Origin of the sequence: Sphingobium nicotianae (assembly GCF_018603885.1) — a bacterium.
In the GTDB taxonomy this organism is placed as follows: Bacteria; Pseudomonadota; Alphaproteobacteria; order Sphingomonadales; family Sphingomonadaceae; genus Sphingobium; species Sphingobium nicotianae.
Genome location: NZ_JAHGAW010000013.1, coordinates 159,577 through 180,887 on the forward strand (window position 1 = coordinate 159,577; position 21,311 = coordinate 180,887).

Annotated in this window: 22 protein-coding genes; 12 read left to right on the forward strand and 10 right to left on the reverse strand. The window is 65.0% G+C overall.

The window, feature by feature from the left end; genetic code table 11:
• Positions 1 to 79 precede the first annotated feature (79 nt).
• Positions 80 to 415: a CC_3452 family protein gene (locus KK488_RS18690; protein ID WP_214625219.1), complete on the reverse strand. Its 336-nt coding sequence runs from the start codon at positions 413 to 415 to the stop codon at positions 80 to 82.
• 150 nt (positions 416 to 565) lie between these two features.
• On the opposite strand from KK488_RS18690, the gene KK488_RS18695 reads away from it, so the two are divergent.
• Genes KK488_RS18695 through KK488_RS18705 form a run of 3 tightly spaced genes read left to right on the forward strand, consistent with a single transcriptional unit; the run spans position 566 to position 2,993 of the window.
• Entirely contained in the window at positions 566 to 1,087 is a 522-nt protein-coding gene (locus KK488_RS18695; protein ID WP_214625220.1) for a winged helix-turn-helix transcriptional regulator, read from the forward strand.
• 8 nt (positions 1,088 to 1,095) lie between these two features.
• Positions 1,096 to 2,196 carry a sensor histidine kinase gene (locus tag KK488_RS18700; RefSeq protein WP_214625252.1) on the forward strand — a complete coding sequence of 367 codons (1,101 nt, stop codon included), beginning with the start codon at positions 1,096 to 1,098 and terminating at the stop codon, positions 2,194 to 2,196.
• On the forward strand, positions 2,193 to 2,993 hold the full coding sequence (locus KK488_RS18705) for a LytR/AlgR family response regulator transcription factor (RefSeq protein WP_214625221.1): 801 nt from the start codon (positions 2,193 to 2,195) through the stop codon (positions 2,991 to 2,993). Before KK488_RS18700 ends, KK488_RS18705 begins: the two co-directional genes overlap by 4 nt.
• Positions 2,994 to 3,062: 69 nt before the next feature.
• Here KK488_RS18705 and KK488_RS18710 read toward each other — a convergent pair whose 3' ends face one another.
• Positions 3,063 to 3,458, reverse strand: coding sequence for a glycine zipper 2TM domain-containing protein (locus KK488_RS18710; protein WP_214625222.1), 396 nt, complete (start codon positions 3,456 to 3,458; stop codon positions 3,063 to 3,065).
• Positions 3,459 to 3,646: 188 nt separating this feature from the next.
• Here KK488_RS18710 and KK488_RS18715 point away from each other — a divergent pair, with 188 nt between their 5' ends.
• Positions 3,647 to 4,648 carry an esterase-like activity of phytase family protein gene (locus KK488_RS18715; protein WP_214625223.1) on the forward strand — a complete coding sequence of 334 codons (1,002 nt, stop codon included), beginning with the start codon at positions 3,647 to 3,649 and terminating at the stop codon, positions 4,646 to 4,648.
• A gap of 207 nt (positions 4,649 to 4,855) precedes the next feature.
• Here the strand turns inward: KK488_RS18715 and rpmB are convergent, their stop codons facing one another.
• Entirely contained in the window at positions 4,856 to 5,149 is a 294-nt protein-coding gene (rpmB, locus tag KK488_RS18720) for a 50S ribosomal protein L28 (RefSeq protein ID WP_214625224.1), read from the reverse strand.
• 255 nt (positions 5,150 to 5,404) lie between these two features.
• Here rpmB and KK488_RS18725 point away from each other — a divergent pair, with 255 nt between their 5' ends.
• Complete coding sequence (locus tag KK488_RS18725) at positions 5,405 to 5,863, forward strand: nucleoside deaminase (protein ID WP_214625225.1); 459 nt, start codon at positions 5,405 to 5,407, stop codon at positions 5,861 to 5,863.
• On the opposite strand, the gene KK488_RS18730 is transcribed toward KK488_RS18725, so the two are convergent.
• Entirely contained in the window at positions 5,831 to 7,855 is a 2,025-nt protein-coding gene (locus tag KK488_RS18730) for a hypothetical protein (RefSeq protein ID WP_214625226.1), read from the reverse strand. The genes KK488_RS18725 and KK488_RS18730 overlap by 33 nt on opposite strands.
• A 69-nt stretch (positions 7,856 to 7,924) precedes the next feature.
• On the opposite strand from KK488_RS18730, the gene KK488_RS18735 reads away from it, so the two are divergent.
• Positions 7,925 to 8,341, forward strand: a complete 417-nt coding sequence (locus tag KK488_RS18735; RefSeq protein ID WP_214625227.1) for a GtrA family protein — start codon at positions 7,925 to 7,927, stop codon at positions 8,339 to 8,341.
• Between the two features lie 80 nt (positions 8,342 to 8,421).
• Here KK488_RS18735 and KK488_RS18740 read toward each other — a convergent pair whose 3' ends face one another.
• A complete protein-coding gene (locus KK488_RS18740; RefSeq protein ID WP_214625228.1) occupies positions 8,422 to 8,646 on the reverse strand; it encodes a circumsporozoite protein in 225 nt (74 codons plus the stop codon).
• 179 nt (positions 8,647 to 8,825) lie between these two features.
• Between KK488_RS18740 and KK488_RS18745 the strand changes: the two genes are divergently transcribed.
• Complete coding sequence (locus KK488_RS18745) at positions 8,826 to 9,797, forward strand: ArsR/SmtB family transcription factor (RefSeq protein ID WP_214625229.1); 972 nt, start codon at positions 8,826 to 8,828, stop codon at positions 9,795 to 9,797.
• A 295-nt stretch (positions 9,798 to 10,092) separates the two neighbouring features.
• On the opposite strand, the gene KK488_RS18750 is transcribed toward KK488_RS18745, so the two are convergent.
• Together KK488_RS18750 and KK488_RS18755 are read right to left on the reverse strand one after the other, a co-directional pair.
• On the reverse strand, positions 10,093 to 10,800 hold the full coding sequence (locus KK488_RS18750) for a hypothetical protein (protein WP_214625230.1): 708 nt from the start codon (positions 10,798 to 10,800) through the stop codon (positions 10,093 to 10,095).
• 10 nt (positions 10,801 to 10,810) lie between these two features.
• Positions 10,811 to 12,022, reverse strand: coding sequence for a toxic anion resistance protein (locus tag KK488_RS18755; RefSeq protein WP_214625231.1), 1,212 nt, complete (start codon positions 12,020 to 12,022; stop codon positions 10,811 to 10,813).
• Positions 12,023 to 12,759: 737 nt separating this feature from the next.
• On the opposite strand from KK488_RS18755, the gene sthA reads away from it, so the two are divergent.
• Positions 12,760 to 14,157 carry a Si-specific NAD(P)(+) transhydrogenase gene (gene sthA, locus KK488_RS18760; RefSeq protein ID WP_214625232.1) on the forward strand — a complete coding sequence of 466 codons (1,398 nt, stop codon included), beginning with the start codon at positions 12,760 to 12,762 and terminating at the stop codon, positions 14,155 to 14,157.
• Between the two features lie 90 nt (positions 14,158 to 14,247).
• Here the strand turns inward: sthA and KK488_RS18765 are convergent, their stop codons facing one another.
• The 3 genes from KK488_RS18765 to KK488_RS18775 form a co-directional block, all read right to left on the reverse strand.
• Positions 14,248 to 14,928 carry a DUF4893 domain-containing protein gene (locus tag KK488_RS18765; protein WP_214625233.1) on the reverse strand — a complete coding sequence of 227 codons (681 nt, stop codon included), beginning with the start codon at positions 14,926 to 14,928 and terminating at the stop codon, positions 14,248 to 14,250.
• A gap of 274 nt (positions 14,929 to 15,202) precedes the next feature.
• The gene (locus KK488_RS18770) at positions 15,203 to 16,063 is read right to left on the reverse strand and encodes a class I SAM-dependent methyltransferase (RefSeq protein WP_214625234.1); all 861 of its coding nucleotides are present in this window, start codon (positions 16,061 to 16,063) and stop codon (positions 15,203 to 15,205) included.
• Positions 16,064 to 16,125: 62 nt separating this feature from the next.
• The gene (locus KK488_RS18775; protein ID WP_214625235.1) at positions 16,126 to 16,464 is read right to left on the reverse strand and encodes a hypothetical protein; all 339 of its coding nucleotides are present in this window, start codon (positions 16,462 to 16,464) and stop codon (positions 16,126 to 16,128) included.
• 195 nt (positions 16,465 to 16,659) lie between these two features.
• Here KK488_RS18775 and typA point away from each other — a divergent pair, with 195 nt between their 5' ends.
• From typA to KK488_RS18795, 4 genes are all read left to right on the forward strand, one after another.
• The gene (gene typA / locus KK488_RS18780) at positions 16,660 to 18,507 is read left to right on the forward strand and encodes a translational GTPase TypA (RefSeq protein WP_214625236.1); all 1,848 of its coding nucleotides are present in this window, start codon (positions 16,660 to 16,662) and stop codon (positions 18,505 to 18,507) included.
• A 434-nt stretch (positions 18,508 to 18,941) separates the two neighbouring features.
• Entirely contained in the window at positions 18,942 to 19,589 is a 648-nt protein-coding gene (locus KK488_RS18785) for a hypothetical protein (RefSeq protein ID WP_214625237.1), read from the forward strand.
• Positions 19,590 to 19,846: 257 nt separating this feature from the next.
• Positions 19,847 to 20,893, forward strand: a complete 1,047-nt coding sequence (locus KK488_RS18790; protein ID WP_214625238.1) for a hypothetical protein — start codon at positions 19,847 to 19,849, stop codon at positions 20,891 to 20,893.
• A 96-nt stretch (positions 20,894 to 20,989) separates the two neighbouring features.
• Positions 20,990 to 21,187, forward strand: coding sequence for a hypothetical protein (locus KK488_RS18795; RefSeq protein ID WP_214625239.1), 198 nt, complete (start codon positions 20,990 to 20,992; stop codon positions 21,185 to 21,187).
• The last annotated feature ends 124 nt before the right edge of the window (positions 21,188 to 21,311 follow it).

A 21,311-nucleotide genomic window follows, 5' to 3' on the forward strand; every position in this document is an offset into this window, starting at 1 on the left:
GATGGTGTGGCGGGGCGCCGTCGCGCAACAGAAAACTCGAATTAACCGCGACCTTGCGGCCACAGCTCCCCGAAAAGCGTCATTTGACGGCGAGCTTCTGTCGCTGCCGGGCAGCCGCATTGCAGCGTGCGAGCGCTTCGCCATCGAATGGGTCGCCGCCGCTGGCGAAGGTCGCGAGGGGGCCGACGGCCTTGGCAACGGCTTCGCAGACGATCGCCGGGCGACTGTTTGCCGCCGGCGCGGTGCAACGCGCACTCGCGCACCGCCAGAGCAGGCCGTGGGCGACAAACTGTTCCTGCGGGGCGGATCCGGCAAGCATCGCGACATAGCCCATATCGGCCGCGCGGGCGGTGTGAAGTGCCGTACCGGCCAGTGCCGTTGCCAGGATCAGGTGAAGTGTCTCTCTTCGGATCATGTCATCAGCCCTCCGATTTCAGTAGCTAATCGAAACTAATATGGTCAGTATCAAAACGCAACTGGAATTTCCCGGATTCATTTCGCCAGGCAAGGCTTGCGGATCGCGCCGGGTTGGCGGCGGCCACAATATGCGCTAGCGTTGCGCGCTATGGGTGCTCGCAAGGGTCTCGATGCTTTTGAGGGCTGTGCGCTGCCTGCTGCGCTGGAAGCGATGGGCGAGCGCTGGTCGTTCCTCATCCTGCGTGCTTCGTTCAACGGCATCGTCTATTTCGAAGATTTTCAGGCGACGCTCGGCATTGCCCGCAACATCCTCTCCAATCGCCTCGCGCGTCTCGTCGCCAAGGGCATCCTGACGCGCGAGCCCGTGGCGGAGGACAAACGCCGCGTCGCCTATCGCCTGACCGAGAAGGGGCGCGGCCTTGTGCCCGTCATGATCGCGCTGCGGCAATGGGGCGAGCGCTGGAGCGGCGTGTCGCCATCCGGACCGATCCTGTCCGACTGCCGTGATCGCAAGCCGGTCCGCCCGATCACCATCCAGGCATGGGACGGCCGCCCGCTCGATCATCATGACCTGTGCTGGATCGGACGACCCGAGGATAAGGACGGGACTGCGCCCTGCCGGGACGAAGCGGTGACGAACGGCGAAACGACTGAGGGCGGCAAGCGTTGAACCAACCGATGCCGTCGGTCCTGCCCATCAGCGCGCAGCCCTTTTTCGCGGACAAGAATCGCGCCTTCTGGACGCTCCAGGCGCTTGGCTGGGCCGGCGCGTTCCTGTTGCGCGGCCTCTCGGGCATCGCCAACGGCCAGCCGGTCTCTTTCCTCGTGCCCGTGCTCATCTCGACGGTGACCGGCTATTCGATCACCCTGCTGATGGCGGTGGGCTATCGCTTCCTGCTGCGCCAGCGGCCCATCGTGACCTGGACCACCTCGATCGTCGTGGCGATCGTCGCCGGCGGCACCTCGGCCTTCATCGACGCCTGGGTGTTCACCACGCTTAATCCGGTGGCCGACAGCAGCAGCCTCAAGCTGTTCCTCGGCGCCTTCTATCTCAATTTCACGCTGCTCGGCGCCTGGTCCGCGCTTTATTATGCGATCAATTTCTACCTGACCGTCGAGGAGCAGGCCGACCAGCTCCTCCACCTCGAGAATCAGGCGAGCGCCGCGCAGCTCGCCATGTTGCGCTATCAGCTCAATCCGCATTTCCTGTTCAACACGCTGAACAGCATCTCGACCCTCGTCCTGCTCAAGCAGACCGAGCGCGCCAACGCGATGCTTTCGCGCCTGTCAGCCTTTCTTCGCTACACTTTGATCAACGAACCGACCGCGCAAGTGACGCTCGAGCAGGAGATCGAGACGCTCAAACTCTATCTGGAAATCGAGAAAATGCGCTTCGAGGATCGCCTGCGCCCGATCTTCGACATTCATCCGGCGGTGGCAAATGCGCGACTTCCGTCGCTGCTGCTGCAACCTTTGGTCGAGAACGCCATTAAATATGCCGTAACCCCGCTGGAGGAGGGCGCGGATATCGTGGTGACGGCTCAGCCTGTCGGTGAAAACGTTCGGATCGTCGTGTCGGACACCGGTCCCGGCTTGCATGCGGGCGATCAGCGCATGACCAAGGGGACGGGCGTGGGACAGGCCAATATCCGCGACAGGCTGTTTCAGGCGTTTGGGGAGCGCCAGACCATGGAAACGCGTTCTCCGCCCGAGGGGGGCTACAGCGTCATCATCGAGATGCCGCTCATCACTGCCGAACCATCAAGGGTAGCCGCATGACCATTCGTACCATCCTCGTCGACGATGAAAGCCTTGCCATCCAGGGACTCAAGCTCCGCCTCGAAGCCCATCCCGACGTGGAAATCGTGGAGACCTGCACCAACGGGCGCGAGGCGATCCGCGCCATCAAGACGCACAAGCCCGATCTCGTCTTCCTCGACATCCAGATGCCCGGCTTCGACGGCTTCTCGGTCGTCCAGGGCGTCATGGAGGTCGAACCGCCTCTGTTCATCTTCGTGACGGCCTATTCGGACCATGCCCTGCGCGCATTCGAGGCGCAGGCGATTGACTATCTGATGAAGCCAGTCGACGAACAGCGTCTTGCCGACGCGCTCGACCGCGCGCGGCTGCGCCTGCACGAGAAACGCCAGGTCGAGGAGGCCGAGCGCCTGCGCGAGGTGCTCGCCGAGGTGGCGCCGGACGCGGTCACCGACATCGCGCCGGAGAATGAAGCGCCCTCGTCGAGCCGCTACGAGAAGCTGATCAACATCAAGGATCGCGGCCAGATCTTCCGCATCGACGTCGACACGATCGAGCGCATCGACGCGGCCGGCGACTATATGTGCATCTACACCGCCGACAATTCGCTGATCCTGCGCGAGACGATGAAGGATCTCGAAAAGCGCCTCGATCCGCGCAATTTCCAGCGCATCCACCGCTCGACCATCGTCAACCTCTCGCAAGTCCGACAGGTCAAGCCGCACACCAATGGCGAATGCTTCCTGGTGCTGGAGAGCGGCAGCCAGGTGAAAGTCAGCCGCTCCTACCGGGACGTGGTGGCGCGGTTCGTGCACTGATCCAACGCTGAAAAAAAGGGCCGGTCCCTTTCGGAACCGGCCCAGGCCGAGGAAACATCCGACAGCGGATCAGCAGCGGCTGCCGCCCTTGTCGATCGCGCGGCCGGCGACGGCGCCGACGGCACCACCAATGATCACGCCGGCGGTCTTGTCGCCATGGCGGCCCGCGACGCTGTTGCCGATCAGGCCACCGGCAATGGCGCCGATAATGGTCCCGGCCGCGCCGTCATTGCGGCAGCGATAGCGGTCCTGATACGCGTAGCGATTGTCGCGATAGTCCCGGCCGCGATAGTCACGATAGTCACGATAGCCGCGATCCTCGTAGCGATAGTCGCGCGAATAATCGCCGCGATAGTCGCGATAGCCGTTGTAATGATCGCGCGCCGAAGCCGGCGCCGCGACACCCAGCGAAGTTGCGACCATGGTGGCCGCGGCCGTCAGGCTGATGATTGTCTTGGCAGTCATGGTCTTCACTCCTTGTAATCCCTTGCGAGCGCTTCGTGGCATTGCTGCCTCATCTCGTCCGCTATGAGACCCTTCTAGACCAGCGGCGTCGAACCCCGCCTGAACGCATGTTTTAGCTGAGGTTCAGAATTGCGGAGGGGGCCAGAAGGCGGTGGCAAGCTGTCCGCTCTGCCGCTATGCCGCCCCTGATGCAGCGGATAGCTCTCATCCTGATGCTGTTCGTGCTGCTCATGAACGGGCGTCACGGCGGCAATGCCCCACCGACGACCTTCGACAGCCTCTTCGTCCATGCCCGCCCTCTGTCGATCGACGAAGCAGGTGACCTGCCGGCCTATGGCCCGCTGCGCCTGACCCACGCCTGGCAGCTCACCAGCGATCATCGCGCTTTCGGCGGCATCTCATCGATGACGGTCGGCGATGATGGCGCGATCGTCGGCCTCAACGATACGGGCGAGCTGTTCGGCTTCCGCGTCACCGGCACGCCGGGTGAGGGTTTTGTCGAGCCGCTGCCGCGTATCCCGAGCGAACAGAACTGGCCGAGCTGGAAATGGGATTCGGAGAGCATGCAGCGCGATCCGGCCTCGGGCCGGCTGTGGGTCGGGTTCGAGCTCATCCAGCGCATCTGCCGCTATGCGCCGGGTTTCACCGCGATCGAGGGCTGCGTCAGCCCTCCGGCCCTCCGGCGCTGGCCGCTCACCGGCAGCATAGAGACGCTGGTCCGCTTCGGCGACGGCCGCTTCCTCGCCATATCCGAGATGGGGATCGGCGCGGCCGGCGCGCACGACGCCTTGCTCTGGCAGGGCGATCCAGTCGATCCGAACACGCCGCCGCCCGTTCATCTGGGCTATCGTCCGCCGACCGGCTATCGTCCGACCGACGCCGTCTGGCTGGGCGGGGACAAGCTCCTCGTGCTCAATCGGCGCCTGACACTGGCCGACGGGTTTACCGCGCGGCTCAGCCTGGTGACATTGCCCAAGCTTGAAAAGGGAGCGGTCCTGACGGGCCGGATCATCGCGACCTTCGCGCCGCCGGGCCTCGCGGACAATTTCGAGGCGCTGGCCCTCTCGCACGAGCAGGGCAAGCCGGTGCTGTGGGTCGCCTCGGACGACAACCACCTGTTCCTCCAGCGCACGCTGCTGCTGCGCTTCGCGCTCCCGCCCGAGTGGCTGAGCGACAAGCCGGCGCCGTAACGGCTTTCTCACCCCTCCCTTTCAAGGGAGGGGTAGGGGGTGGGTGACGAGCGAAGCGAGTTCAGTGTGCGAGGGGTAATGTAGAAGCACCACCCCAACCCTCGATCAGAGGCGCGTGACTCTGATCGCCCTGAAGGGGAGAGGCCAAAGGCAAGAAAAAGGCGGCCCAAACGGACCGCCCTCTTCAATCGTCGATGATCTGCCCGATCAGGCGGCCTGCGGCGCGGCCTTCTTGGCGATCTCGCGCTTCAGGCGACGCACCTTCAGGGACAGCTTGTCGTCCGAGGTCTTGAGCAGCCAGTTGTCGAGACCGCCGACATGCTCCACCGAGCGCAGGCCATGCGTCGAGACGCGCAGCTTGACGCCGCGCTCCAGCGTGTCGGAAATCAGCGTCACATTCTGCAGGTTGGGCAGAAAGACCCGCTTGGTCTTGTTGTTGGCGTGGGACACGTTGTGGCCCACTTGGCGGCCCCGGCCGGTCAATTCGCAGATGCGCGACATGTCACTCGATCCTGATCTGGCTTCTTACGGAAAGCGGCGCCGATAGCGGCTCGCTCCCGAATCGTCAAGGCGCTTTCCCCCGATGCTGTGTCAGCTCAGGCCTTTTAGACACACCGTTCGGTTCGAGCGCGCGTCGAGCAACGTCGAGACGCGTGTCGAGAACGGCCTTCTCGACTTCGGGTCTCGACAAGCTCGACCCTCCGCTCGAAGCGAACGGGGGTAGGATTTTTCCAGCTTGCGGCTAGAGCTTCCTCAATGCCCGACCCCTTCCCCCTTCCAGAGCCGATGCGCCTGGCTCTGGCCGCCGCGCAGGCCGCCGCGCAAGCGGGCGAAGTGCCGATCGGCGCGGTCGTGACGCGCGAGGGCCGCGTCGTGGCGACCGGCGAGAATCGCAACCGGCGCGACAATGACCCCACGGCCCATGCCGAGATCGTCGCGATTCGCGCCGCTTGCGCGGCGCTGGGCACGGATCGCCTGACCGGCTGCGACCTGTGGGTCACGCTCGAGCCTTGCGCCATGTGCGCCGGCGCCATCGCCCATGCCCGCATCGCCCGGCTCTATTATGGCGCGCCCGATCCCAAGGGCGGTGGCGTCGATCATGGCGCCAGAGTCTTTGCCCGGCCGCAATGCCATCACCGGCCCGAGCTGTTTTCGGGCCTCGGCGAGGAAGCGGCGGCGGCTTTATTGCGCGGCTTTTTTGCCGAGCGGCGGTGAGTTGGGCACCAGCGGCGCGATTCTGTAGAGCGTGTAAGGCAGTTCGCCCGCGAACTTGAGTTTCACCGGCGTCAGGAAGGGCATGTCCTCGCCGCGCAGGACGCGGGCATAGAAGCCGTGCGGGCTGCGGCGCTGGTAGATCGTCCCTTCCGGGAAATTCGGGCAGACGAGGAAATAGGTGGCGCCGTGGGCCGCTGCGATCTGCCGGAACGTCTCCGGCGATCCGTCGAAGGCATGGTGGATGTCCAGGATCGCCGTGCCGTTGCGATGATAGGGACCGGCAATGACGCTGTGATGCGTCATCGCGATCAGGCGGGGGCCGAGATCGACAAGGGTGAAGATCGTCGCCGGCGGCAGTTGATCGAGCACTTGCAGCGCCGGCTGGGTGCGGCAGCGCGCTTCCGATTTGGGCTGCGGCTTGCGAACGGCCGTCGCGTTGGCGGGTGCGGATTTGTCCTGCGCCTTGCCGGTGCCCGGCTTGCCTGACCGGACCGTGCCCACGCTTTCGCGCTTGTCGGGCAACTGGGGCTGCTGCGGCTTGGCGGCTGCGGCGTTGGCAGGGACGGTGAAGGCTTTGGCGGCGATCGGATAGAGATTGTACATGCTGGCGGCGCAGCCGATGATCGCGAGACCGAACACGGCGAGCGCGCGCTGGAGCCAGCGCCCGGCGACGAGCCACACGACCAGCGCCCAGATCGCCCAGGCGACGGGCGGAATGGCCAGCAGTTGCGCGGCAGGCCCGGCGCGGATCTGCCAGAAGGTGAGGCCGATGGCGAAAGCGATCATCAGCATGACCGTGCCCCAGGCCCAGAGCCGCTCGGCATCGCGCCGCGCTGCCCAGCAGCCGGCCAGAGCGCACAGGAGCCCGGTCGCCGGCAGACTGATCATCGGCACCCAGCTGGAGCGGTCCTGCACAAAGATCGGCTTGGCCTCGCGAATATAGACGAGCCATTTCTGCTGCAGCTCCGGCGAGATCATTCCATAGGCGCCCCCCGTCACGCATTGCGGCCAGGCGATCCAGGCGAAGCCGCCGACGATCGCGCCGCCGATCGCCGCCGCCACGAACCGCTGCGGCCAGCCCTTGAGCGGCAGCAAGGTGAGCCCGAACAGGACGCCCGATGCCAGCACCAGGATGCTGGTCCAGACGGGCGAGATGGCGTCGCACACCGGCATCCGGTTGGCATTGCTGGCGAAGAGCGCGTAGCCGAGCGCTGTCGTGCCGCCGAGGCTGAGCGCATAGGGCCGCAGCCGCCGCTCGGCGCCATCCTTGAAGATCCAGCGCAGGGCGATCAGGGCGCCGGCGCCGGCGAGATAGACCAGCATCTCCATGCCGATGACGACCGACGCGGCGCTGGACACGCCGGCGACGATGCCGCCGCGCCGCCATTTGCGGTCGACGAGGCCCGCCAGCGTCGTCGCGGTGAGCGCGAGCTGCCAGCCATGATGGTCGATGCGCAGCGGCATGAACATGGAAAGCCCCATGCCGGCGCCAAGCGGCAGCAGCATCGCGGCGAACCAGCCATGGCCCTGCGCGTCGCGCGCCAGCCGCCGGGCGATGAACGCCAGTGCCAGCATCAGCACGAGCAGCGGGATCAGTGGCGCGACGCCGACCGCCAGCTGGTCGGCGCGCGCATCGCTGGTGAACAGGCGGAAGAACAGCATGAGCGCGGCGATCGGCAGATCCACCAGCCGGCTCCAGTGAATGTTGGCGCCGATCGGCGGGTTCATGCGATGCTGGCGGAGATCCCACCAGCTCTGGCCGTGGAACAGCCAGTCGCGCACCTGAAGATAGCGCATATTGTCGTCGGTATCGCCGAGCGACATGTAATGGATCGCGGCGGCGTAGCGGTCGATATAGGCGGCGCAGATGAGCAGCCAGGCGATGACGACGATCCAGCGCCATTCCCGCTGACCCCAGCCGTCCAGCACGGTCCACAGCCGCCGCACGCGCGCGCCCATCGCCGGGGCACCATTGTCGGAAGCTGGCCGCATCGGCTAGGGGCTTAGCTCAGTGGTTCAAAAGCGCAACGGGGCATTTCCTTGAACGGACGAGTTGGCGATATGATGGAGGGGCGTCCCGTTCCCGCGGCGGCGGGGGGCGTGCATGGCCAGCTCCTGCGCTATGTCCTGACCGGCGGCTTCGTGACGGCGTTGCAGGCGGGCGTCTATTGGTCGCTTGCGCATTGGCTGGCGGTGCATCCGCAACTCGCCAATTTCGCGGGCTATCTGGTGGCGGTCGCGTGCGGCTTCGTGCTGCATAGCCGGTTCACCTTCCGGGGCCACGGGGCGCGTGACAACAGTGTCGCGCGGGGCGCGCGCTTCGTGGCGGTGTCGCTGCTCAGCCTCGGCCTCAATGCCGGCTGGGTGTGGCTCTGCACGCAGGCGCTGGGCTGGCCACTCTGGTCGCCCATTCCGCTGATGGGGCTGGTTACGCCCGCCCTCGTCTTCGTGCTGAACCGCCAATGGGTGTTCCGATAGCAGCCCCGCGCCAATGAAAAGGGCCGCCGGATCGCTCCGACGGCCCTTCTGAATTCGTTTCGCCGCAGCGAGAAGTTTACTTACTTCTTAGCAGCGTTCGTAACGGCGTTGGTCGCATTCGCCATCGCGTTCGTCGCGTTGCTCATGGCATTGCCGGCAGCGTTCATCGCGTTGTCAGCGACGTTCGCGACGTCGTTCGTTGCGTTCGTCGCAGCATTCGTGGCGTTGGTGGATTCGGACTTGGTGCAAGCCGCCAGGCCGAGCGACGCGGCCAGAACGAGCGAGAAAGCGATTGTCTTGGTCATGGGCAAACCCCTTCATTAATCATACCGCGCAGAACGGAAGGGGTTCCCCCCCCTAAATGCCTGCGGGGCGAGTCGTATCGGTTTGTGACTGTCAACGCAATCCCTGCCGCAATCGGAAATTAACCAAGGCCGAACAAGCTGGCTTGATCGGCCGGCCCACTCGCTTAAACATCGCCTCCATGCAGGGGCAGCTCGATCTTTTCCGCGCGCTGGCGGATCCAACCCGTCTAAGGATCGTGCATCTGCTGCGCGAGATGGAACTGGCGGTGGGCGAGATCGCGCTGGTCGTCGGGCAGAGCCAGCCGCGCGTCTCGCGGCATGTGCGGATTCTCGTGGAGGCTGGTCTCGCGACCCGGCGCAAGGAGGGGAGCTGGGTATTCCTGACGCTTGTCGCCGGCCCCGGTGCGGACGCTCTGCTTGGCCTGCTCGATGCGATCGCGCCGTCAGCGAGCGAGCGGCTGTGGATCGAGGCGGATCAGGCACGGCTCGCTGCCGTCCGGGCCGAGCGCGCCCGCGCCGCGGAAGATTATTTCGCCACCCATGCCGAGGAGTGGGACGCGTTGCGCTCGCTCTATGTGCCCGAGGCGCATGTCGAGGAAGCCATGGCCGACATGTTGGGCGGTCAGCAGCTTGGCCGCCTGCTCGACATCGGCACCGGCACCGGGCGAATGGCGACACTCTTCGCAACGCAGGCGTCGAGCGTGGTCGCGATCGACCGCAGTGCCGAGATGCTGCGGCTCGCGCGGGGCAATCTGCCGCAGGAGATTGCCGACAAGGTCCGCTTCCTCGCCGGTGATTTCAACGAACTGCCGGTCGACAATGTCTCGGCCGACACCGCGATCCTGCATCAGGTGCTGCACTATGCACAGGCGCCAGAGCGGGTGATCGCAGAAGTGGCGCGGACGTTGCGGGATGGGGGCCGCCTGCTGATCGTCGATTTCGCGCCGCACGATCGTGAGGAGCTGCGGTTGCGTGATGCGCACACGCGTCTCGGCTTCTCCGATCAGCAACTCACCGCCTGGTATGCGGCCGCGGGGATCGCCATGGAGCGGATCGAGACGCTGGCCGGGGGCGAACTCACGGTGAAGCTCTGGCTCGGCCAGCGCCGCGGATCGCCAGTCGCACAGCTACGGGGCGCCAAGGCAGGCTGAGCGGCGAACAGTCAGCTCGTCCCGTCAGCCCTCGCGAACGACCGTCTCCGTTGGATGAGGATCCAATTCGGGTGACGACCGGGCGGCTTAATGTCTGTTTGGGGGTGCCAGACGCGCGCACCGGTGTCACCCGATGCGGTCCGACATCACGAGCGACGAAGGGGGACGTCAATCTCGCCAGAGGGGCCCGGCCCGCTGGAAACAATGTAGCGATTGGTCCCGTGCCCACAAGTTCTCCGCCGGAACTTCGTCGCGCACCAGGCGCGGTTCGACGCGGGACAAAAGGCTGCGTGGATTAGCCGCCTAGCTCTTTCGCTTCCTGATATTTGATCTCGAGGTAGCGATTATGCGCTGCCAGCTTGTCGAGATCGCCGCTCGCCAGCTGCTCGGTCATCGTCGCGATTTCCTGCTCGATGACGCTCAACCCCTCGACCAGTTGAGCGTCTGGCACGCGGCCATTGCGCGGCTGACCGCGCAGCGGAGCCGGGATCGACTGATAGCCTGTGACAAGCTCCGGGAGGTGGTCGCTGAGCAGCCGCCGTACCTCCAGTGCCGCCGGTTCCTGCGGACTGAGCGTAGCGAGCTGCGGCGCCAGCGTTTCCAGCCGATTGCTGATCGCATCGAGGATCGGGATCGCGGGCGCGGGCAGCGCTTTGCGCTGGCTCTCCAACCACATTTCGGTCTTGAGGGGGAGGGCCTTGAGGTCCGTCTCGCCGAGCTTGGCCAGCGTCACACTGCCCTGGGTCGGCACGAAGGCGAAGAGCACGCAGGCAAGCAGCAGGCCCATGACGATCAGCAGCCCGGTGCTGCCGAGCGGCTGCACGAAGCCGAACACCGCCGCGCCGACCACGACCAGCACGGCCGCGATGATCATGCGCTTGAGGCGCGCCATCAGATCCTGTCGCTTGTGGGCCCGGCCGCGCGCGCTGGTGCTGAGATAGCGCTCGCTGGTGCGCGCGATCAGCGCGTTGGATCGGGCGATCAGATCATCGACTTCGCTCATCGCCAGCGGATCACTCGATCGCGGTCAGCGGCGAATTGCCGCTCGTCACCGCCGCCTGTGCCCGGGCCTGGCCCTCGGCGCGCGCGATATAGCCCTTGGACTTCTCGACCTCGCTGGTCAGCGTCGTCACCGTCGTCTTCATATTCTCCAGCGCCTTGAGCTTGAAGGTGTCGATATTGTCCATCGTGTCGTAGATGTTCTGGAAGGCGCGCTGCAGTGTTTCGAGGGGGATGGTGCTGTTGGCGGCCTGCTCGTGGATCTGGGCGGTCTGCGATTTGAGCAACGCGCCCGTGCTGTCGATGATGTTCGCCGTCGTCGTGTTGAGCGCGGTGATCTGCTCCAGCACCAGCCGCTGACCGGCCAGTGCCTGCGCCACCGTGACGGCGGTGCGCAGCGCCGCGACCGTGGTGGTCGAGGCGCGGTCGACGCCCTTCACCAGCTCGACATTGTTCTTCTTGACCAGATCGAGCGCGAGATAGCCCTGCACCGTCACCGCCATTTGCGTCAGAAGATCCTGCGTGCGCTGGCGGACATAGAAGAGGGCGCTTTCCTTGATCGCCTTGCTCTTGGCGGGGTCGGTCACCTCCAGATCCAGTGCCTTGGCTTCCAGCCGGGCATCCATTGCCCTGGCGATGTGGATCATCTGCTCCAGGCGGCCCATAGTCGCCCACATATTCTGCCGCTCGACGTCGATCGCGGCATTGTCCTTGATCAGCGTGTCCTTGCCCGAGCCGAGGCTGCCCAGGATCGAGTTGATGTGCGTCTGGCTCGACTTGTAGCTGTCGAAATAGTTGCGCATCTTGTTGCCGAACGGGATGATGCCGAACAGCTTCTTGGGCGCGAGCAGATTGCCCTTTTTGCCCGGATCGAGATCCTCGATCACCCGGCGCAGCTCGGCCAGGTCGGACCCGACGCTGACGTCCGAATCCATCGCGCGCACCGGACGGTCGAGGAAGCGATTGGAATGGCCCGCCGCTTCGGCGATTTCCTTGCGGCCCATATTGGTGATCTGGTCGACCTTGGCGCCGAACTCCGGCGAATTGGCATCGAGCGCGGCCAGCTCCTCGACGAAGCTGTCGACTTTCTCATCGAGCTTGGACTTCTTTTCTTCCTCGATCGGCACCAGCCCCGCGGCCTTCTCTGCCGGGACCACCGGCACCGGTTCGGGCGGGGTCAGGTCGAGCTTCGCGTCAGGCGCGGTGGTCGTTGCGGTCGTGGCCATCAATGTCTCCTCGATGGTGTTATATTGCAATATGACACCAAGGGTTCAAGGCCGGAATTATAGGGTGGCATGGCGCAAGAAGTAAGCCCGCCCGTGCGGATGGCGGGCGACTGGGTGGGCAATGGCGAAACATTACGAACATCACACATATCGCGCATGGGAGTTTCTCTAAAATCCTGTGTCTTCAGAGCGTTGGCCGTGAAGGGGATGGCATGTTTCGGGGTTTGTAGGACAGGGGTGAATGATGTTCCAAAATAATCATATATTTTCAATATGTTAGAGGATCAAGAAGAGGCTGTGGCGCCGTGAATTTGCGGGGTGTGCGTGTCGGCTTTGAGGAGCGGCCGGTTGCAAGAGCCCTCTCCTGCCTTCGCGGGAGAGGGAGGGGCCCGCGAAGCGGGAGGGTGAGGGTCCTTGAGCCCGCCGATTGAAGAGCTTCACCTGCCGCGGAAAGAAGAAAGACCCTCACCCAACCCTCTCCCGCGAACGCGGGAGAGGGCTTTGAAGATGGCCGCAATGGCTTCGTCTCCGACAGGGCGCTTTGTTGCATATGCCGGCCTTCCCGAGACCCGCCACGCCCCATGGTAAATCAATCTTAGCCATTCGCTCGTAATGCTGCCCTGTTATCCGCGACGATTGCAAAGGCGCAGCAAATGCAGCACGATCACCGCTTCGAGAGGATGTCCCTGAACAGGCGCCTGGACGGACGGGAAGTCCGCCAAGGAACGGGGGGCATTATGGACGCGTACGATCTCGTGGTGATCGGCTCGGGGCCTGCGGGCAAGCGCGCGGCGGTGCAGGCGGCGAAGCTCGGCAAGTCGGTGCTGGTGGTCGAAGGGCGCAGGCGCGTCGGCGGCGTCTCGGTGCACACCGGCACGATCCCTTCCAAGACCCTGCGCGAGACCGTGCTCAATCTCACTGGCTGGCGCGAGCGCGGCTTTTATGGCCGCTCCTACCGCGTGAAGAAGAATATCGAGGGCAGCGATCTCGACGCGCGGCTCAACAAGACGCTGGAGCATGAGGTCGACGTGCTGGAGCATCAGTTCCAGCGCAACGGCGTGCGTACCATGGAAGGCTTTGCCCGCTTCATCGATCCGCACAGCATCATGGTCAAATCGCCCGACGAGAGCGAACTGATCATCCAGGGTGAGCGCTTCCTGATCGCGGTCGGCACGGCGCCCTTTCGCCCCGACTATATCCCATTCGACGACGACGTCATCCTGGACAGCGACGAACTGATCGAGATGCCGCGCGTGCCGCGTTCGATGGTGGTGATCGGCGCGGGGGTCATCGGCATCGAATATGCCACCATCTTCTCGGCGCTTGACGTGCAGGTGACGCTGATCGAACCGCGCGAGAGCTTTCTCGATTTCGTCGACCGCGAGATCATCGACGAGTTTGTCCACCAGCTGCGCGATCGCAACATGATCGTGCGGCTGGGCGCCAAGGTGACGCAGATCGTCAAGGACGAGGCCGGCAAGGTCGTCACGACGCTGGAGGATGGCCGCTCGATCCGCACCGAGATGTTGCTGTTCGCCGCCGGGCGCGTCGGCGCCACCGCCAGCCTCGGCCTCGAGAATTGCGGTCTCGCGGTCGACAATCGCGGGCGGCTCAAGGTCGATCCCAAGACCTTCCAGACCGAGGTGCCCCATATCTATGCGGCCGGTGACGTGATCGGCTTCCCGAGCCTCGCCTCGACCTCGATGGAGCAGGGCCGCATCGCCGCCTGCCACGCCTTCGGCCTGCCGATGCCGCCCGCGCCGGCCTATTTCCCCTATGGCATCTATGCGGTGCCGGAAATCTCGACCGTGGGGATGAGCGAGCAGGAAGTGAAGGAGAAGAAGATCCCTTATGAATGCGGGATTGCGCGCTTTCGCGAGACCTCGCGCGGCCAAATCATGGGACTCGACAGCGGCATGATGAAGATGATCTTCTCGATCCGCACGCGGCGGCTGCTCGGCGTCCACATCCTGGGCGAAGGCGCGACGGAGCTGATCCATATCGGCCAGGCGGTGCTCAACCTCAAAGGCACGATCGACTATTTCATCGAGAATACGTTCAACTATCCGACCTTGGCGGAAGCCTACAAGATCGCCGCGCTGGATGCCTGGAACCGGATGCCGCGGGCGGACTGAGGGCCTTCAGTCCTGCTCTTTCAGTCCTGTCAATCAGCCTCTTTCAAACGGTGGTAGGGCAGGGGAGCAAGCCCGCATCGCCTGACCCACTCACTGTCTCGTCGCGCCATCCATCGGCGCCGGCTCGGCGGCCTGCTGCTCGATCGGCACCGGGGTCAACTCATAGATGTCCAGCCCCTCCCGCGGTCCGCGCCAGGGCAATACGAGCCGCCAGCGGAACGGGCCGATGCGCTCGACGACGCCGACCAGATCGCGGTTCGGCTCGGACCCATAGACGAGCGGCGCATCGTTCACGCCATGCTGTTTCGCACCGGTGAGCACCAGCCGGCGCTCGCCATCCTCATGCAGCCAGCCACCGGGCAGCTCGGTGCCGGTCTGCTTGGTGAAGAACAGGGCCCCGGCGCGGTCGCCGCGGACGTGGCAGAAATATTCCGGGAAGGCCTGGAAGGCCGGCTCGCGCCCCTGCGCCACGCCGATCTTGACGAGCCGGCAGCGATAGGAGCCGGGCGGCGGGGCGGGATAATTGCGCGCGGCGCCGGGCTGCAGCAGATCGCCCTCGCGCGCGATCTGCTTGCTATAGCGCTTCGAGGCGGCGAGCGCGTCGGCCCACGTCGCCGGGAGATGGGCCACCCGCTGATCGTCCTCGCTGGTCACGATGGCCTGCCAGCCGGTCTTGGGCAGCGTGAAGGCTGCCACCGGAGTCGGCGTTTTCAGAACGGCCTGAGGGCGTGAGGCGCAGGCCGACAGCGCGGCGAGAGCCGCGAGAAGCATGATTTTTTCCATTAGATAAACCCTTGTTGACAAAGAGTTAACCTTGAAATGGGCTGGATCGGTTAACAAAAGGTAAACGGCTGGCGCCCACGGCCCGCCGTTGCGACGAACCGAGGAGGATGCATCGACGAGTGCTGCCTTGGCTGCGACGAGTTGCCGGAACTTGGTCCATCACGCTTGGAGCGCGCCATCCGGTGCCGGCGGAGCCATCGGCGACAGGCGGAGATGGACCCGCCTCCGGGGTGATGGATGCGTGATTCTCGGACCCGTTTTCCTAGACCGCTGTCGCGGTCACGATCCATGCCTTGCCGGCCAGCATGTTGCCCACGCCGGGCTGGTGATGCGCGGCGAGCGCGCTGGTGAGGTCGGCGATCACGGCGTCCCGCTTGTCCGGGCCCGCCGCCTGAACAGCCTCGCCGATGGAGAGCGTCGAGACCAGCATCCGCGCGGCCGCATCGGGCGTGGCGCCGGCGCCGCCGACCGGCATGCTGCGCTCGCAGGGCGTGATCTCGATCGCGCCGAACCGCGCCTGCGTCAGCACGTCGTGCAGATAGTCGAGATCGGACAGGGCGAACGGCCCCGGCGCGTGCGGCTCGCGCGGCGGCAGGTCGACATGCTTGCCGATCGCGCCCATCAGCGTGCGGATCCACTCATTCTCCTCGGGCGGCGCCCAGACCGAAAGGTCGATCCGTCCGCCGTCCCTCACCATCTTGCGCAAGTTGCGGAAGCCGGCATGGGCATCCGCGAAGAACATGCTGCCGAAGCGCGAGAAGAGCCGGTCGAACGGCGCGTCGGTGACGGTGACGGTGGCCGCGTCGGCGCACACGAAGCAGACCTGCGACTGCGTGCCCTGGCTTGCCCGCACGCCACAGGACTGGATCAACTCCAGCGAGATGTCGAGGCCGGTGGCGCGCCCGCCCGGCGAGACGGCACGGCCGATCGCGATCGTCGTCGCGCCGCCGCCACAGCCGATGTCGATCACGCTTTCGCCCGGCTTGAACTGGGCATGCGTGAGCAAAGCCGCGCCGATCGGCTGGATCATGCTCTCGAACCGCTCGAGATTGGCGAGCCAGGTGCGGCCCATCTCGCCGCCCCAATCCTCGGTATTATTCGGCATCGCTTGCGCGTCGCTCATCGCAGTCCCCCCACATTCCTGACCCCCTATAGCCTATCACGAGAGCGGGGCCTGCTCAAAATCTATGCATTATGCAAGGTCGCCGCGGGCGTGAACAGGACGCTCGACTGCTTGGTGAAATCCGAGAAGGCAAGCACGGCGGCCGCGATGATGAGCGCCGCGAGCCCGGCCATGAAGAGCCTGTCCGCGCGTCGCTCGTGCGGCGTGTCCTCGGGCTCGGCGCGCAGATCGAGATAGGAGAGCAGGCAGCTCAGCGCGAAACAGAGCGCCGCGAGCCAGGCAATCTCGTCGGCCATCGTGTGGTTGGAATGGCCGGTCACCTTGATGCCGGTGATCAGCACGATGGAGATGCCGAGCAGGTTCGAGGCGGCGTTGAGGATATGACTCGTCGTCTTGCTCATGGCCTGCTCCGTGCCACGCGCCGGCTGAACCCCGCCCGAACAATCCGCTGGCGGCCGGTGTCACCGCCCTCGGGCGCGACGCATGATCCGGAGCGCTGGCAAAGCGGCATTGCCTCGCCGCGGCTTTTCGGCTAATGGCGCGGCGACTTCAGGGCGGCCCACCGGCTGCGCCGCCAACACAACCAGAGAGATATCATGAGCTCCCGTCCCAACGCTCTGCGGAACGTTGCCATCATCGCGCACGTCGACCATGGCAAGACCACCCTTGTTGACCAGCTTTTCCGCCAGTCCGGCACCTTCCGCGAGAATCAGCGCGTCGAGGAGCGGGCGATGGATTCGAACGACCTCGAGAAGGAGCGCGGGATCACCATCCTCGCCAAGCCTACCTCGGTCGAGTGGGCGGGGCCGGACGGGACGGTCACGCGCATCAACATCGTCGACACGCCCGGCCACGCCGACTTCGGCGGCGAGGTGGAGCGCATCCTCTCGATGGTCGACGGCGTCGTGCTGCTGGTGGATTCGTCGGAAGGCGCCATGCCGCAGACCAAGTTCGTGACCGGCAAGGCGCTGGCGCTCGGCCTGCGCCCGATCGTCGTCGTCAACAAGGTCGACCGGCCGGACGAGCGCATCCAGGAAGTGCTGGACGAGGTGTTCGACCTGTTCGTGTCGCTGGACGCGACCGACGAGCAGCTCGACTTCCCCGTGCTCTACGCCTCGGGCCGCAACGGCTATGCCAACACCGACCCGAACAAGCGCGAGGGCACGCTGACCCCGCTGTTCGAGACCATCGTCAATCATGTCCCGCCGCCGGCGCTGGACGTCGACGCGCCCTTCACCTTCCTGGTGACTTTGCTCGACCGCGACAATTTCCTCGGCCGCATCCTGACCGGGCGCGTCACCTCCGGCACGCTCAAGATCAACCAGCCGATCCACGCGCTGGACATGGACGGCAAGGTGATCGAGACCGGCCGCGCCTCCAAGATCATGGCGTTCCGCGGCCTCGAGCGCGTGCCGGTCGACGAGGCGCGCGCGGGCGACATCATCAGCCTCGCCGGCCTCACCGTCGCGACCGTCTCCAACACGATCGCCGAGACCAGCGTCACCACCCCGATCCAGGCCCAGCCGATCGACCCGCCGACGCTCTCGATGCGCTTCGCGGTCAACGACAGCCCGATGGCCGGCCGCGAAGGCGACAAGGTGACCAGCCGCATGATCCGCGACCGCCTGTTCCGCGAGGCGGAGAGCAATGTCGCGATCAAGGTGACCGAGAGCGACGACAAGGACAGCTTCGAGGTGGCCGGCCGCGGCGAGCTCCAGCTCGGCGTGCTGATCGAGACGATGCGCCGCGAGGGCTTCGAGCTCGGCATCAGCCGCCCGCGCGTGCTCTTCGGCACGGACGAGGCGGGCAACCGCACCGAGCCCTACGAGATCGTCGTGATCGACGTGGACGATGAATATACCGGCACCGTCGTCGACAAGATGAACATCCGCAAGGCCGAGATGACCGACATGCGCCCCTCCGGCGGCGGCAAGACGCGCATCACCTTCTCGGCGCCCTCGCGCGGCCTGATCGGCTATCATGGCGAGTTCCTGAGCGACACGCGCGGCACCGGCATCATGAACCGCCTGTTCGAGAAATATGGCCCCCACAAGGGCACGATCGAGGGCCGCAAGAACGGCGTGCTCATCTCCAACGGCGCGGGCGAGGCCAATGCCTATGCCCTCGGCCCGCTGGAAGCGCGCGGCGTGCTCATGGTCGGTGTCGGCGAAGTGCTCTACGAGGGCATGATCATCGGCGAGAATGCCAAGCCGGAAGACCTCGAGGTCAACCCGATGAAGTCCAAGGCGCTCACCAACTTCCGCGCCAGCGGCAAGGACGACACCGTCCGCCTGACCCCGCCCTGGAAGATGACGCTGGAGCAGGCCATCGCCTATATCGACGATGACGAGCTGGTCGAGGTCACGCCCAAGACGATCCGCCTGCGCAAGCGCTGGCTGGATTCGAACGACCGCAAGCGGAACTCGCGCTCGAAGGCGGCGTAAAAAGGGCTGAATCCGGGCGTAAGAATATTGCGAACTTGCGTGCTAACGCGCGCGGGATCGTCACATCGGGGCTTGCGCGGGGCGACTGGTCGCCAATAAGCGTTCGGCGCTCATATCGAGAGTATCTCTCCTGGTCCTTCGGGACCGGCGCGCGCGGCGACCCGACAGGGTCGCCGTTGCTTTGTCGCGGGCGTGCGGTTGCATGGATCTGGCTGATTTGTTCCCGATTATCCGAACGTACACGTGTGAACAACGAGGTTTTGGCAGGCGAATAAACGGCAGTTTTCTGAGGGTTACATGGGTAGGGTACCAGGGGAAGCTCGGCTCACAGAGGTCGGAGTGACCTCCTAGCAAATCTCCATCAAAATTAAGCCGTGGCCTGCGCTAAACAAAGCTATTGTGCTAAGGCTTAAAGGATACCTGGGAAGCTCAACATGACAAAACGCACCTCATGGGCCTTTAAGCCTACAGAGATAGTTAGTCTTGCGGTCAGCGTAGCAGCGCTGGCTCTGTCCGCATTTGTAACCTGGGATACTCAGTTCAAGGAGCGCCTACAACTAAGTGTGGTCGGTTCAACGGACCTTCCGCAACTGTTAGAAACGAGAGGTAAGAGCTATATCAGTCATAATCAAACGTTTACGTTTTTCAACGGCGGGAACCGAAGCGTGGCCGTCAATGCTATATATATGGCGGTATGGCCCGTCATCAGTATAAAGGATCCCAAAGGATGTGCCGAAGGGAGCGGCTTTTCATTCCCTCGCCTTCAAGGAAAACAGACCAATATCGTGGGACCATTTAAGGTTAATCCTGGAGATATTGAGGTAAAGGACTTGCGTGCAAAGCAGGATGTTAGTTCGCAAATTAACGATTTCGATACGCGTCGAGATATGTATTTCAAAGTCTGCATATACGCCGATGTAGTTTCCCCCAGATATGGCAACCTCACCAAGCCGCTGAATTCAATGTACGTTGTTCGCTACGGCTCTGATACCGTTGTAAGAGGTTTTGATGCCGTTGGATTTCCCCCGACTTCCTTTGGAAGGCGGCTCGATCTTCTTGATGAAACCCGTTGGGTGCCGTGAGGTGGAGGCTCTGGCGTAAGGCGTAACCCCGGCATTGCGGTGCGCCTCGAAATTGCTACAAAAGGACGCTCAGGTGGCAGTGTGCGATCTTTAGACAACCGACGTTTTCCGCCGATTTCGGATCCATTGTTCGATCCCCCAGCTCCACCAAGTTCTCGCTCGAGAGCGCGCGTCCAAAGCTGAACTCCCCCCTGTCCTACATCCCCAAACCCCAGGCATAAGCTGGTCGATTCGCCCTCTCGCCAAGGAGACCGACCATGCCCAAGCGCCTGCCCGCCGCGCCGAAGGAGGCGCGGCCGCCGTTGCCGGAGTTCGCGCCGGTGCCGCGCCGCTTCCGGCATGATGGCTGGACGCCGGAGCGGCAGCGGGCGTTCATTGCGGCGCTGGCGGACACGGGGTGCGTCGATCGGGCGGCGCGGATGGTCAATATCGCGCAGGTGAATTGCTATGCGCTGCGCCGGGCGGCGGGGGCGGAGGGATTCCGGCGGGCGTGGGATGCGGCGCTGGACCTGGGGGTGAAGCGGCTCAAGGACATCGCTTTCCAGCGCGCGATCGAGGGGGAGCTGGTGCCGGTGTTCGCCGGCGGCAAGCTGATGGGCTATCGCCGCAAATATAACGACAAGCTGCTGATGTTCTGCCTGCGCCATTATGGCCAGGATGGGGAGGGGCGGCGCACGACGATCAATTATTTCTCGACGCGGGCATCGGCGGAGGCGGTGAGCGGATCGGGCGGGGAGGCTGGCGCGGGAGCCGGGGGCGGTGCTGGTGCCGGTGCCGGTGCTGCTGTCGGTGCCGGTGCGGCTGGCGCGCGTGGCGGCGTGGCGTCGTCATCGGCGGCGTCATCGATTGGGGCGTCGGCCGGGGCAATGGCGGGCGCGCAGCTCTCCGCCACGACGCTGCGCACGGTGATCACCGGCCCGGCGGGCGGCGGCGCGGCGAGCGGGCAGCAGCGCGACGATGCGGCGGCGGCGCTGCTGGGCGGCTTTGCCGGCGTGCCGCTCGACGCGCAGGCGCAGGCGCAGATCATGGCGGCGCTGGAGGATTGCGCGGCGCGGGCGCGGGCGGTGGCGGACGCGACCGGGGACGCGGCGATCGCGGCGGCGCTGGACGATCCGGACGAGCCGTTCGTGCGCATCGGCGCGGATCGCGCCATCGCGCATGGCGTGCTGGTCCCGCCCATGGGACTCGAGGAGCATGAGCCGTTCCGCGAGGGGGAAGCGCCCTGGCGGCTGGCCGGGGCCGAGTGGCCGGACTGGGCGCCGGCGGAGGCGGAGGCGGAGGGGGAGGCCGGCGACAGCGCGTGACGGGCCGGGCTGTCGGCGGCGGGGCCGATGCGGCGCCGGGCCCGCGCCGCGACTCGCTCCCGCAGGCGCGCAAGGGGCCGACTCGCTCGTCCTGCCGTGAATTCGGCATTTTTCGTCGGTGCGGCCAAGGCTGTGGCCGATCTGATCCGTTACAGCGTCGTGCACGGACCCTTGCGCCCATCGCTCAGCCAAACGCACGCCGTGGTCCGGCGCGAGCGGGGCTGGGCGCTGGCGATCATCCTGTGCGTCGCGCTGCTTGCCCGCTTCCAGACCTTCGGCAATCCGGTGGTCTAGGCCGGATCGACATTCAGCGAAGCCAGATCATGGCGGCAGCGAGGTGGATGAAGCCGGCGAAATGGATAGTGCGCCGATCGTAGCGCGTGGCGAAGCGGCGGAAATGCTTGAGGCGACCGAAGCA

Excerpts from the sequence above, each read along its gene's own strand:
- KK488_RS18765 (WP_214625233.1), bottom strand. The coding sequence starts at position 14,928 with ATGCTTCTCGCGGCTCTCGCCGCGCTGTCGGCCTGCGCCTCACGCCCT.
- KK488_RS18775 (WP_214625235.1), bottom strand. The coding sequence starts at position 16,464 with ATGAGCAAGACGACGAGTCATATCCTCAACGCCGCCTCGAACCTGCTC.
- rpmB (WP_214625224.1), bottom strand. The coding sequence starts at position 5,149 with ATGTCGCGCATCTGCGAATTGACCGGCCGGGGCCGCCAAGTGGGCCAC.
- KK488_RS18755 (WP_214625231.1), bottom strand. The coding sequence starts at position 12,022 with ATGGCCACGACCGCAACGACCACCGCGCCTGACGCGAAGCTCGACCTG.
- KK488_RS18695 (WP_214625220.1), top strand. The coding sequence starts at position 566 with ATGGGTGCTCGCAAGGGTCTCGATGCTTTTGAGGGCTGTGCGCTGCCT.
- KK488_RS18715 (WP_214625223.1), top strand. The coding sequence starts at position 3,647 with ATGCAGCGGATAGCTCTCATCCTGATGCTGTTCGTGCTGCTCATGAAC.
- KK488_RS18725 (WP_214625225.1), top strand. The coding sequence starts at position 5,405 with ATGCCCGACCCCTTCCCCCTTCCAGAGCCGATGCGCCTGGCTCTGGCC.
- sthA (WP_214625232.1), top strand. The coding sequence starts at position 12,760 with ATGGACGCGTACGATCTCGTGGTGATCGGCTCGGGGCCTGCGGGCAAG.
- KK488_RS18710 (WP_214625222.1), bottom strand. The coding sequence starts at position 3,458 with ATGACTGCCAAGACAATCATCAGCCTGACGGCCGCGGCCACCATGGTC.
- typA (WP_214625236.1), top strand. The coding sequence starts at position 16,660 with ATGAGCTCCCGTCCCAACGCTCTGCGGAACGTTGCCATCATCGCGCAC.
- KK488_RS18705 (WP_214625221.1), top strand. The coding sequence starts at position 2,193 with ATGACCATTCGTACCATCCTCGTCGACGATGAAAGCCTTGCCATCCAG.
- KK488_RS18745 (WP_214625229.1), top strand. The coding sequence starts at position 8,826 with ATGCAGGGGCAGCTCGATCTTTTCCGCGCGCTGGCGGATCCAACCCGT.
- KK488_RS18785 (WP_214625237.1), top strand. The coding sequence starts at position 18,942 with ATGACAAAACGCACCTCATGGGCCTTTAAGCCTACAGAGATAGTTAGT.
- KK488_RS18770 (WP_214625234.1), bottom strand. The coding sequence starts at position 16,063 with ATGAGCGACGCGCAAGCGATGCCGAATAATACCGAGGATTGGGGCGGC.
- KK488_RS18790 (WP_214625238.1), top strand. The coding sequence starts at position 19,847 with ATGCCCAAGCGCCTGCCCGCCGCGCCGAAGGAGGCGCGGCCGCCGTTG.
- KK488_RS18735 (WP_214625227.1), top strand. The coding sequence starts at position 7,925 with ATGATGGAGGGGCGTCCCGTTCCCGCGGCGGCGGGGGGCGTGCATGGC.
- KK488_RS18700 (WP_214625252.1), top strand. The coding sequence starts at position 1,096 with ATGCCGTCGGTCCTGCCCATCAGCGCGCAGCCCTTTTTCGCGGACAAG.
- KK488_RS18740 (WP_214625228.1), bottom strand. The coding sequence starts at position 8,646 with ATGACCAAGACAATCGCTTTCTCGCTCGTTCTGGCCGCGTCGCTCGGC.
- KK488_RS18730 (WP_214625226.1), bottom strand. The coding sequence starts at position 7,855 with ATGCGGCCAGCTTCCGACAATGGTGCCCCGGCGATGGGCGCGCGCGTG.
- KK488_RS18750 (WP_214625230.1), bottom strand. The coding sequence starts at position 10,800 with ATGAGCGAAGTCGATGATCTGATCGCCCGATCCAACGCGCTGATCGCG.
- KK488_RS18690 (WP_214625219.1), bottom strand. The coding sequence starts at position 415 with ATGATCCGAAGAGAGACACTTCACCTGATCCTGGCAACGGCACTGGCC.